Origin of the sequence: Sphingobacterium sp. WM (genome assembly GCF_029542465.1) — a bacterium.
Lineage (GTDB): Bacteria > Bacteroidota > Bacteroidia > Sphingobacteriales > Sphingobacteriaceae > Sphingobacterium > Sphingobacterium cellulitidis.
Window position 1 is genome coordinate 2,069,008 of sequence record NZ_CP120709.1, and the last position, 17,761, is coordinate 2,086,768.

Sequence of the window (17,761 nt, forward strand, 5' to 3'; positions counted from 1 at the left end):
AGGCCGCAAATGAATTGCAGCCTTTGAAATATTTTTATGAGAATGATTAAATCCCTAACTCTACTTGGAACATAGCTCCCCAAGAACTTTTGTCATTATGGTTGTTAAAATTACCATCCTTAAAGGTATAGGTGCCGTTCAATTGGAATTTTAAACGGTGTGCTTTCATATATTTGGTTAATCCTAATTCCATCACCTCCGTTTGTCTTTCAAATGCTCGGATATCTTTATGAGGCTCTACATAAGTATAGCGTCCGGCTACTTCATAGCCATGGTTCAATAGATATGAAACCTGCTGATTAACACCCCAACCTTTATAAGCAACAGTTTCTTGTGGTGTTTCTTCATCCGTTACGTTGAATGGATTATCTACATCCCTACGCATGTACTCAGCCTGATATGCAAAACCATTATATTTAAATATCGCATCCGCAAAAGCGATTTTGAAGGTAAATGGATTCTTTACAAATCTTCCTAATTGACCCGCTTCACGCTTTGTTCTGTCATTGTAACTATAACCACCACCAATCGATAATTTAGGAGTTTCTTCACGTTCTAAATCACCCTCCTGATAGTCATTATCATTTGTGAAATCACCTAATGGTAAAAACTCAATTCTACCTGTATAAGCAAGTCCTGGATCAGTAGATGCTGCCGCACGACCTTCTCCCGTTGAAACGGCAGCCTTCGCATTGAATGGCATATCGCCGATCTTCTTACTTAAATTCAAGGATACCCCAAAGTCACGGTCCAAGGTGAAGTTTTCATTTACTATTGAACGGTCCGCAAATTGTAACTGTCCCGAGGAATTTACACGCTGACGGTTTCCAGGTAATTTATTCTGACCAAAGGACACATAAAAATCATCCGTGAAATTATAAAACATTACCGCATCCCTAACAATATTAGGAATTTTAGTGTCATCGTAATCTTGATCACTGCGGGTGAATGCTAATTGTACTGAATATGAAATCTTTGGAGTATAAATATATCCATCCATACGCATCCGTAGCCTCCTAATCCGTGCATCAAATTTCCCGTCATCTAAATCATTAAGCTCTTGTTTAAATCCTAATCGATTCTGCATTCTAAAGCGAAAGTTGATATAGAATAAGGAGTCATTGGATTTGTACTGTATTCCCTTAAAATTTAAAATTGTCGCTCGGTCATCTCGTTCCTGAGCTTGGACCATAAAAATTCCAAGAAAAAGTAAGACCAAAGATAAACTGATGTGTTTTAGGTTTCTCATATTATATTGAAGGTTCTTGTTGACTTAAACAATGGAAACTTCCCAATCCCCAAATGATATCAACCGAGTCAATACCAACTACCTTTCTGTCCGGGAAACAACCTTGTATTATTTCTAGTGCTTTTTGATCATTCTTGTCATTGAAGATAGGTACTACTACCACCTTATTTGCAATATAGAAATTTGCATAGGAGGCAGGTAACCTTTGATCTTCATATTCTACTGGACGTGGCATTGGAAGCTCTACAACTTTTAATGACCTACCATCCTTTAATTTCATGCTTCTTAAATTCTCTAAATTCTCTTGAAGAAGTTCGTAATTTTCATCATTCTTGTCTTCTTCAACTACCGTTAAAACGGTGTCTTCTGAAACAAACCTACTGATATCATCAATGTGCCCATCAGTATCATCCCCAACAATACCATCGCCTAACCAAAGAACTTGTTCTTGACCATAGTAATCCTTCAAATATCCCTCTATTTGCTCCTTATTAAGCTGAGGATTTCTATTCTCATTCAATAAACATGCTGTGGTGGTTAAAATTGTGCCCTTGCCATTAAATTCAACTGAGCCTCCTTCCATAACAATTGGAGGAGTGAACAGTTTTAAATTAAATTCTTTAGCAATTTTCGTTGGAACCACATCATCCAAATCAAATGGAGGATATTTTCCTCCCCATGCATTGTAACCCCAGTCTACAATTGCTTTTTCCCCAGTTTGGCGGTTGATTACAAAGGCCGGTCCATGATCGCGACACCAAGCATCATTAGTCGGGTTGAAATAAAAACTAATGTTTTCCATTTTTGCTCCCGATTTTTCAATGTGGGAAATTGCAAATGCTTTCATCTCTTCATCCTTAACATTGATCCGAACCAATTGGTCTTCCGCAACTAATTTGATGAATTCTGAATAGGGAGAATATATCGTATCTATCTTTCCAGGCCAGGATTCTTCCTTATGTGGCCAACTTAACCAAAGGGCATCTTGTAATTCCCATTCCGCAGGAAATTCAAAGCCCTGTCCTTTGGGAGTATCTTCGTATTTATATAAATCTGAGTTAATATGTGTCGTCATCTTAAATTAACGTAAAAAAAACTATGCCTTGAATCCAAAACATAGTTTTATATTTTCTAAATCATTTATGAATTAATCTTCGTCAATAAACCTCTTGGTAATTGGACCGTAAGTCTCAATTCGTCTATCACGAAGGAATGGCCAATGCTTACGGAAGAAGTCTGACTCATTTAAATTCACTTCTACAACTTCTACCTCTTCTTGATCGTGGGAAGCTAGGTATAATAATTTACCTTGCGCATTCGTCACAAAACTTCCTCCCCAGAATTTCATCGCTCCATCTTGCTCAAAACCTACTCTGTTTACTGAAACTACAGGAACGCCATTCGCAACGGCATGTGAACGTTGAATCGTTTGCCATGCATTATATTGGTCTTGGTTGGTTTCCTCATCTTGGTCCGTTGCCCAACCAATCGCAGTAGGGTAGAACATAATTTCTGCACCCATTAATGCTGTAATTCTGGAAGCTTCTGGATACCATTGGTCCCAACAAATCAATACCCCGATCTTACCGAATTTCGTCTGAAATACTTTATATCCTAAATCACCAGGTGTGAAGTAAAATTTCTCGTAAAATGCAGGATCATCCGGAATATGCATCTTACGGTATTTACCTAAATAACTACCATCGGCATCTAGTATTGCTGTGGTATTATGATATAATCCTTGTGCTCTTTTTTCAAATAACGAAGCAATGATAACTACTCCTAATTCCTTGGCAACTGCTGATAATGCATCAGTGGAAGGACCTGGAATAGCTTCCGCTAAATCAAAATTGTCGTAATCTTCTACATCACAGAAATACAAAGAGGTGAAAAGCTCTTGTAAACATACAATTTGTGCTCCCTTTGCAGCTGCTTCACGAACCTTATCTATAGCCTTATTCAAATTAGCTTGTTTATCCTTTACGCAAGACATTTGAACTAAACCAACTTTAACTTTACTCATTTCTTTATATTATTTTGACCTTTGCGCAAAGATAAGATTATTTCATGGCTTATACCCTAATTTGAGTTTATTACATGAAGTATTAATTCCATTTTTTTACTTTTGGATTATGCGAAAGATCATTCATATCGATATGGATGCATTTTATGCCTCTGTCGAACAACGGGATTTCCCCGAATTTAGAGGTATACCCCTTGCTGTCGGTGGATCGCCCGATGGAAGAGGTGTCGTCGCTACGGCAAGCTATGAAGCTCGAAAATATGGCGTGAAATCCGCTATGTCTTCTAAGATGGCTCTTCAACTTTGCCCGCATCTAAAATTTACCTATCCTAGATTTGATGTTTATAAGGAAGTCTCAAACCATATTCGGGCTATCTTTAAAAGATATACAGACTTGATTGAACCTTTGTCACTTGATGAAGCCTATCTCGATGTAACAGAAGATAAACTGGGAATAGGCTCTGCAATTGAAATTGCAAAGCAAATCAAAGAAGCCATTAAATCTGAACTCCAATTAACAGCTTCTGCAGGTGTTTCTGTAAATAAATTTGTCGCTAAAATTGCCTCTGATTTCCAAAAACCTGACGGATTAACCTTTATTGGTCCCTCCAAAATTATTCCTTTCCTCGAAAAATTACCCATTGATAAGTTCTTCGGTGTAGGAAAGGTAACAGCCAAGAAAATGAACCAAATGGGAATATTTAATGGTATTGATCTTAAAAGATTCTCCGAAATTGAAATGATTCATCATTTCGGAAAATCAGGGAAATTTTTCTTCCAAATTGTACGCGGTGAAGATAATCGACCAGTAAAACCCAACCGAATTAGTAAATCAATTGGTGTGGAAGACACCTTCGAAACTGATCTGCGAACTTATGAAGATATGCTGGATGAAATTAATCGTATTGCCGAAAAACTATTTAAAAGACTTCAAAAAGCCGATAAATTTGGGAAAACAATAACCCTAAAAATAAAATTTAGCGACTTTAGTCAGATCACCAGAAGTAAAACCTTCTTTTCCCCAATTGATCAACTCGTAGAAATTCAAACTCAAGCGATCGAACTTTTGGATAAACTTAATCTCCAGGATAGTAGGGTAAGACTTCTTGGAATAACATTTTCTAATTTTAATGATTTAGAGACTACCGAAGAGGTTGGCTATCAATTATCGCTATTCTAACACCCCAGCTTTAATAATCATTACTTTATGCGGGTATAAGCCCGCATAGCTTTCTGCCAAATGGTTCATATAATAATTATTGATCACCAAATTTTCCTGACTAATAAGCTGTTCAATATCTAATTCTTCAATAGAATTTTCAATAAAACCTAAGGCATAAACCTTATTGTCTTTATAATAGATATAACTTTTCTCTTCTAAATTTCGCCCCTTGTCTATAATTAAAAAACTTCTTTTTCGATTAAAGATGGAATCAATTGCCTGGGTGACTTTGGAATTGTATAAATCAGTTTCGGGAAGATCCAATTTATCTGGTACTTCCTTTGTTTCCTTTGCAGCATTGGGATTAATAAAAAAGGAGCATAATCTCAAATCTAAATCAAACTCTTTGATCATACTCAACAGAAATTGTGTGGATTCTTGAACACTACTGAAATAATAAATTGGCCTTACATTTTTACGAACTTGGCAAACAGATAATCGGATATATCCATTTTGATCCTCATAATCCAAAAGACCATATTTAGGTTCAAATTTCTTCAATGCACGGTTATGAATCGGCCAGTTCTTTTTGATATAATGACACTCTAATAAAAATGCCATTAACTCTGTACCGGTTTCCTGAAATTCTATTTGGCAGATTTCATTAATAAAGCTTTGACGTCGTTGACCTGTATTATTCCCCGTGAAATGTGAAATTACTCGCTTTTTGATATTATTCGCCTTTCCAACATAGATAATTTTACCACTGTTATTCTTGAATAAATAAATGCCAGTACTACTTGGTAAATTATGAATGAGCTCAGCGGGGATATGGGTTGGTATTCGCTGCTCCTTCGCCTTATGTTTGATGGAGTTGATAATAATCTGTTCATGATCTGCTTGCTGAATTTTCTGAAATAATGTTACGGTAGCTTCAGCATCACCGCGTGCTCGGTGTCTATCTTGATTCCTGATTTCTAAAGTTTGACATAAGCGGCCTAGACTATATGAATTTAAATTGGGAAAAACTTTCTTACTCAGTCTAACTGTACATAGTCTGGATGCTTTCCAATCGTATCCTGAATTTTTTAAGGATGACTGTATAAATGAATAATCAAAATGAACATTATGAGCAACAAAAATCCGATCTGATAACAAATTGTAGATTTCTTCGGCAACATCGGAAAAAACAGGAGCATCCTTGACCATTTCATCGGTAATCCCTGTCAAAGCTTGAATATGGAAGGGGATAGGTTGTTCAGGATTTACTAAAGTGCAATATTCTTGAATGACTTGTTCGCCATCATATATAAAAATCGCAACTTCCGTAATTTGACTGGCAGAAGCATAACCACCAGTAGTTTCAATATCTACAATCGCAAACTGTGAAGACTCCATTAAACAAAAATAATACTAATAATTCTATTTACTAAAATTATTAGTATTATTTTTTATGCTTTTACAAAAATTATAATAATTCTACTCCTTGGTCTAGAAGCTCTTCTTTTTTCTTTGGATCCCAAATGCTCACCTGAACTTCACCAATATGTTTTAATTTCAACATAAACATGCAAATTCTCGACTGACCAATTCCTCCTCCTATGGATTCCGGTAGTAAATCATTTAATAACATTTGATGAAAAGTCAATCGCTGACGATCTAAACTATTTCTAATCTCTAATTGTGTCATTAAAGCTTTCTTATCCACTCGGATACCCATTGAAGATAACTCAAAGGCACTTCCTAATATTGGATTCCAAACCAAAATATCACCATTCAATCCTCTATACCCTAGGGTATTGTCCGTGCTCCAGTCATCATAATCAGCCGCACGACCATCATGTGCTTGGCCATTCGATAATACTCCTCCAATACCATATACAAAGACTGCCCCATATTCCTTGGAAATAGCATTCTCTCTTTCTTTAGCCGATAAATGAGGGTAAGTTAACAACAACTCCTCCGAAGAAATAAATTTGATCTCCTTGGGTAAAATTGCTTCTACATGGGGATACTTCTCTGAAACTGATTGTTCTGTGGAATAGATAACATCATATATCTTCTCAACAGTATCTTTTAGGAAATTTAAATTGCGGTCATCATATCGAATACACTTCTCCCAATCCCATTGATCAACATAAATACTGTGAATTGGCGAGTAATCCTCATCTGGACGTAATGCTCGCATATCAGTTAGTATCCCTTCGCCTGGCTCCATTTCCAATTCCTTCAAACGAATTCTTTTCCATTTTGCTAGTGAATGAACAACTACAGCTTTTTGATCTGATAATGATTTGATCGGAAATGAAACTGGTCTCTCAATCCCATTCAAATCATCATTAATTCCCGTTCCATCCAATACCACAATAGGAGAGGATACTGGGGTTAAATTTAACACTTCTTTCAATCGAGATGCAAAAGTTTCCTTTACAAACGTAATCGCCTGCTCTCTTTTTAAAATATGACGTCCCATTAAAAATTTTACAATATAAACATAGCTTAGTATGACTCCTGCCAACTAATTTTCATAATCGAAACAAAAATAACAAAATGTTAATGATTTGCAGATTTTATTGCAAAAATAACTACAAATTATTGGGTGTCTGATGAATTTATTTAAAGCTTTTGTTCTAATGCTTTCAAAATCGCACTTGCTTTGGTGTAGCATTCTGCGAATTCATAGGCTGCATTCGCATCGACCGTGATAGCACTTCCCGTGTGGAAGGAAAGATAATTATTGGTCGAATTATATAAAATAGTCCGGATAACAACATTGAAATCAAAATCCCCATCCGCTGAAAAATATCCTATTGCTCCTGAATAAACGCCCCGACGTGAATTCTCATATCGATCACATAACTTCATCGCTGAAATTTTTGGAGCTCCGGTCATCGAACCTGCGGGAAAGGTATTACGGATTACCTCTGTATTGTTTAAGCTCATATCCATCTTGCAGGAAACCGTAGAAATCATCTGATGAACATGCTCGAAACTATAAATCCCTAACTTTTCAGTCACTTCAACGGTGCCTGGTATAGCACTCCGAGTAAGATCGTTCCGAACCAAGTCAACGATCATGACATTCTCCGCAATTTCCTTCGGATTATTAGCAAGATTCTCTCGTAATTCTCGATCCTCTTTTTCATCCAAACCTCGCGCAGCGGTTCCTTTTATCGGCTGTGAAATCAAGGTATCTCCTCGCTTTGCTAGAAAACGCTCCGGTGAAGCACTGATAATAAACTTGTCCTTAACCTTTATAAAAGATGAAAATGGAGTAGGAGATAAACTATTTAATCGTAAGTATAAGGCTTCTGGATGATCGAGAAACGCTTGGTCATCATAAAATTCCTGGCATAAATTTGCCTCATATATATCACCTTGATGGATGTGATCCTGAATCTTTTGAAATGCATCAAAATACATCTTCTGATCCATTCTTGGCTTGATCTTCCCTTCAAATGAATACTGCTCATCTAAAAGGTCAGCTCCTAAAATAGACTCAAATACCTGCTCAGGATCATCTGATTCTATACAAATAAAGCTTGGATTAAATTCAATAATGATCTCTGGAACAAAAAAATATGCGTCTGGAAAACCCAATGGATTGGGATGCCTGGTCTCCAATTCTTCAATCTCGTTCTTGAGATCATAACTAAGAAATCCCGGTATCATGGTTTGAGGATACCGGGATTTATATTCTTCAAGTCCCGCAAAAACAGAACCTTCTACTGCTGAGAATTCACTTTTAGCTCCTAAAGCTAAAATATTCCCAATCTTTGAATATTGATTTTGAAAACCATTGGATTGAAATAGACATACCGTATCAAACCCTTTAGACCATGTTAATGCCTGAAGTAAAAATCGACTGGTATCTGTTTCAAATATGGCTTTTGCCATGTCAATTATAAAACAATAGTTTGAGTACGATCTGGACCTACTGACAAATACTTGATTGGAACATTTAATTCCTGCTCAAGGAAAGAAATGTAGTTGTTCAATGCCGCAGGAATTTCATCCTTACTACGAATACCAGTCAAATCAGTATTCCATCCTTCAACTTCTTTTAAAATTGGCTCAGGTTGGTGTGTAATGATTTCATATGGCATGTAATCGATCGTTTCTCCTTGATATTTATAGTGCGTACATACGTAGATTTTGTCAAATGTATCCAATACATCTGCTTTCATCATAATTAACTCAGTAACACCATTGATCATAATCGCATATTTTAAAGCTGGAAGATCAATCCAGCCTGTACGACGTGCTCTACCTGTAGTTGCTCCAAACTCATGTCCCAATTGACGAAGTTTTTCACCTGTCTCATCCTCTAATTCGGTAGGGAATGGACCTCCACCAACACGAGTCGCATAAGCCTTGAAAATACCATAAACTTCTCCAATTCTATTAGGAGCAATACCTAATCCTGTACATGCACCTGCTGTGGTAGTATTCGATGAAGTCACAAATGGATATGATCCAAAGTCAACATCTAATAATGTTCCTTGTGCACCTTCCGCTAATACGCGTTTCCCGTCTTTTAAGTATTGGTTTACTAAATGCTCCGAGTCAACATGTGGAATCGATTTCAAGAATTCAATGGCATCCATAAATGCTTTTTCCTTCTCCGAAAAATCAGGAATCTCTCCGTAATGAGACAACATTGACAAATGTTTCTGTTTTAACTTCTCATAACGCTCCATAAAATCAGGTAGGGTAGTATCTCCAACACGAAGTCCGTTACGACCTGTCTTGTCCATGTAAGTCGGACCAATACCCTTCAGCGTTGATCCAATTTTACCAGCACCCATGTTTGATTCTGATGCCGCATCTAATAGTTGATGCGTAGGAAGAATTAAATGAGCTTTACGAGCAATCACTAAATTACCCTTGCCAACTGGATCAAATCCAGCAGCCTTTAGGTTGTCTAATTCTCTCTTTAGAATGATAGGATCGATTACTACTCCATTACCAATTAGGTTAAGGGTCCCTTCATTGAAAATTCCTGAAGGAATAGTGTTTAATACAAATTTCTTGTTGTCAAACTCTAAAGTGTGTCCAGCATTTGGTCCGCCTTGAAAACGAGCGATCAAATCATATTTAGGACAAAAAACATCAACGATTTTTCCTTTTCCCTCGTCTCCCCACTGCAATCCCAATAGCACATCAACTTGCATAGTATTACTTGAAATTTATTAGTTAAAATTTTATTTGTTTATTCATGAACTCTACTAAAACAGATATTACCTTCAATCAAAAAATAATAAATGTTTTATCTGCCTATTTCCATAGACCCCTTCAAAAAAAAAATTCGGAAAAAGGATGTTATTAGCCTTTTTCCGAACAAAGGTATATATTAATTTTTCGAATGTTAAATTAATTTGAAATTACTGCTTCTTTTATTGCAGCCTCTTGGTTAGGCTTGCTTTTTCGACAGTCAGCACATATTCCATAAAGATTTAAGGAATGATGCTTGATATCAAAATTCAATAATTCTCCTATCATTGACTGAATCTGATAAACCCTTGGGTCACAAAACTCAACAACCTTGTTGCACTCAATGCAAATAACATGGTCATGCTGCTTATATCCATAGGATTTCTCAAACTGAGCCATGTTACGGCCAAATTGATGTTTCGTAACCAAATCACAGGATACCAATAATTCTAATGTATTATAAACCGTAGCACGACTTACCCGATATTTCTTGTTCTTCATATGGATATACAAAGATTCTACATCAAAGTGGTCCGATCTAGAATAGATTTCCTCTAAAATAGCATAACGCTCAGGCGTTTTCCTTAAATTCTTGTTCTCTAAGTATGCCTCAAAAATCTTCTTTACGGTTTCGTAATTTTCCCCTTGTTTCATAAGGTTTTTCCTTTATAAGCCCCAAATTTACCAAATTACTACGTTATTATCCTCCTGAATTGTCAAGACCTTGTAAGTCTTTAATTCTCCGATTCGTATCGCGTAACTCCAGTAATACCCGGGATTTGTTTCAAATGTTTAATTAAACTTTCTAATTGATTCGTGTCATTCACAAAAACCATAATATCCCCCTCAAATATTCCCTCATTACTTGAAATAGATAAAGAACGGATATTAACCTTGAAATCATGTGAAATAACCATGGTAATCTTGTTCACCAATCCAACATCATCAATACCAACAATCTTTAAGCCGGTTAAAAATGCAACGCTATTATGTAATGATGCCCATTTCGCCTTTAAAATCCGATAACCATAATTTGCCATCAATTTTGAAGCATTTGGACAACTCGTTCTATGAATTTTTATCCCATTATTCACCGTTAAAAATCCAAATATATCATCCCCAGGAATTGGATTACAACACGGTGCCAAGGTATAGTCCACCTTTTGATAATCATCACCAATTAAAATCGTATCATCTTTCTTGTTGATCTTCTCAACCAACCCGTTGATATGTGACTGAAATTGATTCTGATTCGGATCCTCAGAACGTTCATTGGCCACAAAATTCCTCAGATTCTTGATGTCAATGGTCCCTTTGGCCACATTATAGAAAAGCTCCTGTGAACTCGGATACTTGAAAAAATTAGAAATCTTATTGATGTTATCCGTATTGTAAGTGATCTTTAAGGATTTTAATTTCCTCTCCAAAATCTCCTTACCATCTTCAGCAACTCGACGTTTCTCTTCTTTTAATGAAGATTTGATCTTTGACTTGGCCTTCGCCGTAACAACGAAATTTAACCAATCTTCCTTCGGCGTCTGTTTACTTGAAGTGATGATCTCGACCTGATCTCCATTCTGAAGCTCATGACTCAAAGGTACTAGCTTGTGATTTACCTTCGCTCCAATACAGGTTGCTCCAATATCAGTATGTATCTCAAATGCAAAATCTAAAGCCGTCGCCCCATTTGGTAACTGAACAAGGGTACCTTTGGGAGTAAATATGAATATCTCATCCGAAAATAAGTTCATTTTAAAGTCATCCACAAAGTCCAAGGCATTTGGCTCTGGATTACTTAATATATCACGAACTTTTTGAATCCATTGATCAAGACCATTATCAGAATTTGACTCCTTGTATTTCCAGTGGGCAGCAAATCCTTTCTCCGCAATTTCATTCATCCTTCTGGTCCGAATCTGAACCTCAACCCACTGACCTCTAGGCCCCATAACCGTCGTATGTAAAGATTCATAACCATTCGCCTTCGGTGAAGAAACCCAATCTCGTAAGCGATCCGGATTCGGACGATATAAATCCGTCACAATCGAATAAACTTTCCAACATTCGGTTTTCTCCTTCTCATCCTCCGTATCAATAATAATTCGGATAGCAAATAAATCATAAACCTCCTCAAACGGAATAGACTTCTTGCGCATCTTATTCCAAATGGAATGTATTGATTTCGGTCGCCCAAAAACAGAGGCATTAATGCCTTCTTCTGCTAAAATTTCCTGAATAGGAGTGACGAAGTCCACGATAAACTTCTCCCGTTCTGCTTTCTTCTCGTTTAGCTTTTTGGCAATAAATTTATAAGTATCTGGGTCGGTAAACTTCATGGAAAGATCTTCCAACTCCGACTTGATTGCATATAAGCCCAATCGATGCGCTAAAGGAGCATATAAATAACTGGTCTCTGAAGCGATCTTCAATTGCTTATGACGAGCCATAAACTCCATCGTACGCATGTTATGAAGTCGATCCGCCAGTTTTATCAAGATAACCCGAACGTCGTCCGCAAGGGTCAATAACATCTTCCTGAAGTTCTCAGCTTGCATCGAACTATTCGGATCAAAAATCCCGGATATCTTAGTCAAACCATCAATAATCCGAACGACTTTCTTCCCAAATTGTTCCTCAATATCCTGTAAGGTGACACTTGTGTCCTCTACAACATCATGTAGCAATGCACAAACAATGGAAGTGGTCCCCAAGCCAATCTCTTCTGCAGCAATTTGAGCCACAGCAATCGGATGGTAAATATAAGGCTCCCCAGATTTACGACGCATATCTTTGTGACTCTCCAAGGCTAAATCAAATGCCTTCCGAATCTGCTGCTTGTCACCCTTCTGTAGAGTCGGTTTACAGGCTCTTAAAAGTGCGCGATATCTTTTACGGATTTCCTTATTTTCAGCCTCAATATCAATCACATATTCTTCCATAAAATTGCAGTCCTATCAATAAAAAAATAAAATATTTTGCTATATTTAGTGAATAAATAATTAAAGATTTTATACTAAATTGTAAAGTATAAATATACAGAAAAAAATTAAATTTATCATATAGGGCATATTATATTGAAGATGTGTGGAAGTAATATAAAGTGGGTTTTTATCGGATTTATCTTGTTTGTAATGTCGCTAGCCAGCAACGCCCAAACACTGATAAAACCCCAGTATGGACCAGGCAAACCAGAAGTAGTAGAACATTACGCTACTACAACCCTCGATAATGGCGAAGTAGTACCTTGGTTTCCTATTGAGGAAGTCGTAATATATGCGAAAAGAACCTTTAAATCAGAAGAAGACCGCATTAAATACCTACGACTCAGAAGAAATGTAATTCGCGTTCTACCGTATGCTATTTACGCCCAAAAACGATATGAACAACTCGATAGAGACTTGGCATTAGCAAACTCAAGACGTGAAGAGAAAAAATTAATCAAAGAATGTGAAAGGGAAATCAAAGAAAAAATCACCTCAGAAGTGAAAAATTTAAGCGTTTCCCAAGGTAAAATCCTGATTAAACTCATTGAAAGACAAACCGGAAACACAAGCTACGACCTCGTAAAAGATATGAAAGGTAATATTTCAGCATTCCTGTATCAAGGTGTCGCTAAAATATTTGGGCATAACTTAAAAAGTACATATGATCCCCGTGAAGATTATGAAATAGAAAATATTATTCGCGAATATGAAAGATCGCGGCGAATGGTAAACCCTTAAAATTATGAAACTATGAGTAAAACCGTATATGATTATAACGCATTGGAATTTAGTGGACATAAAAAATCACTACGAGATTTTGAAGGTAAGGTTTTACTTATTGTCAATACAGCAAGTAATTGTTTCTTTAATAAACAATTTAAAACTCTCGAAAATCTCTATCGAAAATATAAGGAACTAGGGTTTGAAATCCTCGCATTCCCCTCGAACGATTTTCGTAATCAAGAACCCCTAACCGGTAGAACCCTGGAAACATTTTGTCGTGTGAATCAACAGGTTACTTTCCCCGTGTTTAAAAGAATTCATGTCGTAGGTGAATTTACTGACCCACTTTATAAATATTTGACTAACATCAATGAAAATGGAAAAATTGGAACTTCCCCCATGTGGAATTTTCATAAATACCTCGTCAACAAAAAAGGAGAGGTGGTTGACCATTTTTATTCATTGACTAGCCCAATGTCAAAGAAAGTCCACAATCGCATTGAAGAGCTCCTGGGCGACCATTAATAGTAGTATTTTTTAGTAGTTTTGTGTATTGTACTTAATACACAATCTCATGAAATTAGACTTACTTGTTATGACTGTACATCCTGATGATGCTGAACTAGGCGCAGGAGGGGTTATTGCTAAATATGTTGCCGAAGGAAAAACTGTAGGAATTGTTGATTTAACTTTAGGTGAGCTTGGAACCAGGGGAACAGCGGAAATTCGTGCCCAAGAAGCCCAAAATGCCGCTAAAATCTTAAATGTCGCAGTTCGCGAAAACCTGAAATTGAGAGATGGTTTTTTCCAAAATAATGAAGAAGGTCAAAGAGAAGTAATCAAGGCGATTCGTAAATTTCAACCCGAAATCGTAATCACAAATGCCTGGGAAGATCGTCATCCAGACCATGGTAGAGCTAGCAAACTCGTAAATGATGCTCTATTCTTGGCAGGTCTACGCAGAATCGAAACCGAATTGGATGGTCAATCCCAAGAACCTTTTCGCCCTAGACTGCAATTGCAACTAATTCAGGATAAATATATTCAACCCGATATATTAATTGATATCACAGAATATTGGGATATTAAAGAACAATCAATATTGGCTTATACTTCCCAATTCAACGTGGAAAATCAAGATGATGAACCTCAAACGTATATCTCAAATCCTGACTTTATGGATTCTACTAAGGCAAGAGCACACGAATTTGGAAGATCTATCCAAGTTAAGTATGCTGAAGGATTTACAAGTAGGAAAATCTTGGGAGTAAAAGATTTATTTGAGCTTTATTAATATTGAGGTTAGAAACATTAGCTTTCTGAAAAATATGATATACATAAAAAAAGGACCAATTTAAGGTCCTTTTTTTATGTATATCATTCTAGAAAGATGAATTATTTTTTTTCAAAATAACCACGTATAGCTTCCTCATCCTTCTTAATCTGTTCTTGCATTAGCTCTAAACTTTCGAACCACTGGTCATGACGAATAAACTCAAGAAATTTTACGCGAATCGTTTTGCTATACAAATCATCATTAAAATCCAATAGGTTGACTTCTATCTTACGATTCATTCCATCAATCGTTGGTCGGGTACCAATATAACACATACCCTTGGCAACTCGCTCAGGAACAGGTTCATAATAATCTCCTGTCACTATCTCTGTTGTCTTTGGGAAAATCTCAACCTCAACTGCATAAATTCCATAGGCTGGAATTAATTTATGCGATTCATGGATACGTAAATTAGCCGTTGGAAAACCTATCTCCCTGCCAATTTGATCGCCTTTAACTACCGTTCCTGTTAGTTCGAATGGATAACCTAAATATTTGTTCGCCGTAATGATGTCACCTTTAATCAAGGACTCTCTTACACGCGTTGAGGATACAGCAACATCCTCAATGTCTTGCTCTGGAATTTGATCTACCGAATAATCAAAGATTTCAGAAAAATGAATCAAATCTTTGATAGTACCTTTTCTGTCCTTGCCAAAATGATGATCATAGCCAATAACTATTTTCTTACAGCCTATTTTATTGACCAAGACATCTGAAATGTATTCCTCAGGGTTTTGATTCGAAAAATCTCTGGTAAATGGAGTGATAATTAAATGGTCTATGCCCGCTAAATTCAACCGCTCTACTTTTTCTTCAATATCATTTATTAATCGCAGACTGTCATCATCTGGATTGATGATTAGTCTGGGATGTGGGTAGAAAGTCAATAGGACAGTCTCCCCAGTATTATCTTTCCCTAATTCTCTTAACTTATTTAGAATTTTCTGATGACCTACATGGACCCCATCAAATGTTCCTATCGTTACAATAGCATAATCCAATGGTTTGAATTCATCTAGATTCCTGTAAATTTTCATTATTTATTGCTATAAGTTTGAATTATTAAACCGCCTGGTTCTTTAATTCTTTTACTTGGTTAATTAATTCAGTTAGTTCCCAGGCATCCTTTACATTGAAATTCCCGGATTTCGTTCTTCTTAGGGAAGATAGATGTCCTCCACATTTTAATTTCTTTCCAAAATCATGCGCAATGGAACGTATGTAAGTCCCTTTGCTGCATTTTATCCGAAAATATACCTTTGGTAATTCTATTTTCTCTACCTCAAACTCCATGATCTCAACTCGACGAGCCTTTAACTCTACTTCTTCACCTCGTCTAGCTTTCTCATAAACTCGTTCTCCACCTATCTTAATAGCAGAATGTGCCGGTGGATATTGATCTTGAACACCTACAAAACTTGCTGCCGTTTCAAGAATATCTTCATCTGTAATAAATGAATAATCAAAGGTCTGATCAATTTCGGTTTCCAAATCATAGGATGGGGTAGTGGCACCCAAGGTAATACTTCCCGTATATTCTTTATCCTCCGCCTGGAATCCATCAATCTGCTTGGTCATTTTACCTGTACAAACTATTAATAAACCCGTTGCCAGTGGATCTAGCGTGCCAGCATGTCCTACCTTTACTTTCAAAGGCTTAATACTATTCCTCAATTTTCCCACAACATCGAAACTTGTCCATGTCAATGGTTTATCTATCAATAATACTTCTCCCTCTGCAAAAGTAAACTTTGGCTTAGCTTGCCCTTCTAAATTCTCGCTCATTTATCCTTTTGTTTCTTGAATATTTTAAAACAACTCATTTTGTACAAAATATCCCTAGGTAATTTTTCTGCAAAAATAGAAATATTTTTTGGATGTCAGCGGAAGCTCAACAGATATACCAAATTATTAAATGAAAAAAGGACCAAATTGGTCCTTCTTAATATTTTTTATTCCTTAATCTATTTCTTATCCAGTGGTATAAAAGAATACCAATAAAGCTATCCCAATCACAATTCGGTACCATCCCCAAAACTTAAACCCATATTTGGTCAAAACCGAAATAAATGTTTTTACAGCAATCATGGCTACAATAAACGCCACGACATTCCCGATAATGAAAATAATAATATTTTCGTTACTCGCCATAATCATCTCATATCCTTTTTGTGCATGCTCCGTACCTTCTGCCCAAGTCTTTACAAATATCGAGTAAACTGTAACTGCTAACATCGTCGGAACTGCCAAGAAAAAGGAAAATTCAGCCGCAGCTTTTCTATCCAAGCCTTGAGTCAAGCCACCAATAATCGATGCTGCGGATCTTGAAGTACCCGGCATCATCGCTAAACATTGCCAAAAACCAATAATAAACGCCTTCTTTACTGGAATCTCCTTCTCATCCGTAATCTTCGGATTCTTGAACCATTTGTCAACAAATAATAAGACAACTCCTCCTAATACTAATACCGTAGAAATTGCAATTTGATTGCCTAACACCGCTTCAATCTTGTCATCCAATAATTTCCCTAAAACTAAGGCCGGTATAACTGCAATTGCTAACTTGTAATAAAATTTAAGGTTTTTGAAATCGAAGAATTTCCTCCAATATAAAACTACAATCGAAAGAATAGCACCAAACTGTATAGATACCTGAAACATCTTCAGATATTCACTTTCTTCCATTCCCATCAATGCTGCAGTAAAGCCCATGTGAGCCGTAGAGGAAATAGGAAGATACTCTGTTAATCCTTCAACTATAGCTAGGATTATCGCTTCTAAATAACTCATTATTGCTAGTTTGTTTTCGTTTTAGGTTTATATAATATAGCCACAAATCCTAAAGCAAAACCTGCAACAACTACAATAGGGGCTAAGGTTATCTTCGTAAAACTGTAAATATCCTCTGTGCCCATCATTAATATAAAGCCTATAGCAACTAAAACAATACTCAATATGAATAATTGATAATTTATCTTCTTAAATACGAATCCCGCAGTTGATGCCTGCGATGGGGTTCCTTTTACATTCTTAATTTGACTCATTTCTTTAATTGATTAACAATTGA

At 36.5% G+C, this 17,761-nt stretch carries 17 protein-coding genes; 4 read left to right on the top strand and 13 right to left on the bottom strand.

Annotated elements, in window-relative coordinates:
* Positions 1-46 precede the first annotated feature (46 nt).
* The 3 genes from PZ892_RS08890 to PZ892_RS08900 form a co-directional block, all read right to left on the bottom strand.
* Positions 47-1,249, bottom strand: a complete 1,203-nt coding sequence (locus tag PZ892_RS08890; RefSeq protein ID WP_277712836.1) for a porin — start codon at positions 1,247-1,249, stop codon at positions 47-49.
* 1 nt (position 1,250) lies between these two features.
* Positions 1,251-2,324: an agmatine deiminase family protein gene (locus PZ892_RS08895; protein ID WP_094282070.1), complete on the bottom strand. Its 1,074-nt coding sequence runs from the start codon at positions 2,322-2,324 to the stop codon at positions 1,251-1,253.
* A gap of 72 nt (positions 2,325-2,396) precedes the next feature.
* Positions 2,397-3,272, bottom strand: coding sequence for a carbon-nitrogen hydrolase (locus tag PZ892_RS08900; protein ID WP_094256395.1), 876 nt, complete (start codon positions 3,270-3,272; stop codon positions 2,397-2,399).
* A gap of 109 nt (positions 3,273-3,381) precedes the next feature.
* Here PZ892_RS08900 and dinB point away from each other — a divergent pair, with 109 nt between their 5' ends.
* Positions 3,382-4,452, top strand: a complete 1,071-nt coding sequence (dinB, locus tag PZ892_RS08905) for a DNA polymerase IV (RefSeq protein WP_277712838.1) — start codon at positions 3,382-3,384, stop codon at positions 4,450-4,452.
* On the opposite strand, the gene PZ892_RS08910 is transcribed toward dinB, so the two are convergent.
* From PZ892_RS08910 to PZ892_RS08935, 6 genes are all read right to left on the bottom strand, one after another.
* Positions 4,444-5,832, bottom strand: coding sequence for an exonuclease domain-containing protein (locus PZ892_RS08910; protein WP_277712840.1), 1,389 nt, complete (start codon positions 5,830-5,832; stop codon positions 4,444-4,446). The two genes, dinB and PZ892_RS08910, sit on opposite strands and share 9 nt — an antisense overlap.
* Positions 5,833-5,902: 70 nt before the next feature.
* The gene (asnA, locus tag PZ892_RS08915) at positions 5,903-6,907 is read right to left on the bottom strand and encodes an aspartate--ammonia ligase (RefSeq protein ID WP_277712841.1); all 1,005 of its coding nucleotides are present in this window, start codon (positions 6,905-6,907) and stop codon (positions 5,903-5,905) included.
* A gap of 143 nt (positions 6,908-7,050) precedes the next feature.
* Positions 7,051-8,331, bottom strand: coding sequence for a chorismate-binding protein (locus PZ892_RS08920; protein WP_277712842.1), 1,281 nt, complete (start codon positions 8,329-8,331; stop codon positions 7,051-7,053).
* A 5-nt stretch (positions 8,332-8,336) separates the two neighbouring features.
* Positions 8,337-9,608, bottom strand: coding sequence for an adenylosuccinate synthase (locus PZ892_RS08925; RefSeq protein ID WP_094256400.1), 1,272 nt, complete (start codon positions 9,606-9,608; stop codon positions 8,337-8,339).
* 199 nt (positions 9,609-9,807) lie between these two features.
* Positions 9,808-10,302 (bottom strand): transcriptional repressor, encoded by a 495-nt coding sequence (locus PZ892_RS08930; RefSeq protein WP_094256401.1) that lies wholly within the window; start codon positions 10,300-10,302, stop codon positions 9,808-9,810.
* Positions 10,303-10,382: 80 nt separating this feature from the next.
* A complete protein-coding gene (locus tag PZ892_RS08935) occupies positions 10,383-12,587 on the bottom strand; it encodes a bifunctional (p)ppGpp synthetase/guanosine-3',5'-bis(diphosphate) 3'-pyrophosphohydrolase (RefSeq protein ID WP_277712843.1) in 2,205 nt (734 codons plus the stop codon).
* Between the two features lie 192 nt (positions 12,588-12,779).
* On the opposite strand from PZ892_RS08935, the gene PZ892_RS08940 reads away from it, so the two are divergent.
* The 3 genes from PZ892_RS08940 to bshB1 are packed head-to-tail and all read left to right on the top strand — an operon-like array spanning position 12,780 to position 14,649.
* The gene (locus PZ892_RS08940) at positions 12,780-13,370 is read left to right on the top strand and encodes a DUF4294 domain-containing protein (protein WP_277712844.1); all 591 of its coding nucleotides are present in this window, start codon (positions 12,780-12,782) and stop codon (positions 13,368-13,370) included.
* 12 nt (positions 13,371-13,382) lie between these two features.
* Positions 13,383-13,880 carry a redoxin domain-containing protein gene (locus PZ892_RS08945; protein ID WP_094256403.1) on the top strand — a complete coding sequence of 166 codons (498 nt, stop codon included), beginning with the start codon at positions 13,383-13,385 and terminating at the stop codon, positions 13,878-13,880.
* Positions 13,881-13,929: 49 nt separating this feature from the next.
* Positions 13,930-14,649 carry a bacillithiol biosynthesis deacetylase BshB1 gene (bshB1, locus tag PZ892_RS08950; RefSeq protein ID WP_094256404.1) on the top strand — a complete coding sequence of 240 codons (720 nt, stop codon included), beginning with the start codon at positions 13,930-13,932 and terminating at the stop codon, positions 14,647-14,649.
* A 101-nt stretch (positions 14,650-14,750) separates the two neighbouring features.
* Here the strand turns inward: bshB1 and PZ892_RS08955 are convergent, their stop codons facing one another.
* The 4 genes from PZ892_RS08955 to PZ892_RS08970 all read right to left on the bottom strand — a co-directional run bounded on the left by PZ892_RS08955 (position 14,751) and on the right by PZ892_RS08970 (position 17,738).
* Positions 14,751-15,731 carry a bifunctional riboflavin kinase/FAD synthetase gene (locus PZ892_RS08955; protein ID WP_277712845.1) on the bottom strand — a complete coding sequence of 327 codons (981 nt, stop codon included), beginning with the start codon at positions 15,729-15,731 and terminating at the stop codon, positions 14,751-14,753.
* A gap of 25 nt (positions 15,732-15,756) precedes the next feature.
* Positions 15,757-16,479, bottom strand: coding sequence for a tRNA pseudouridine(55) synthase TruB (gene truB / locus PZ892_RS08960; protein WP_277712846.1), 723 nt, complete (start codon positions 16,477-16,479; stop codon positions 15,757-15,759).
* A 186-nt stretch (positions 16,480-16,665) separates the two neighbouring features.
* Entirely contained in the window at positions 16,666-17,484 is an 819-nt protein-coding gene (locus PZ892_RS08965; RefSeq protein ID WP_094256407.1) for an undecaprenyl-diphosphate phosphatase, read from the bottom strand.
* 5 nt (positions 17,485-17,489) lie between these two features.
* Positions 17,490-17,738, bottom strand: coding sequence for a DUF3098 domain-containing protein (locus tag PZ892_RS08970; RefSeq protein ID WP_094256408.1), 249 nt, complete (start codon positions 17,736-17,738; stop codon positions 17,490-17,492).
* Positions 17,739-17,761 lie beyond the last annotated feature (23 nt).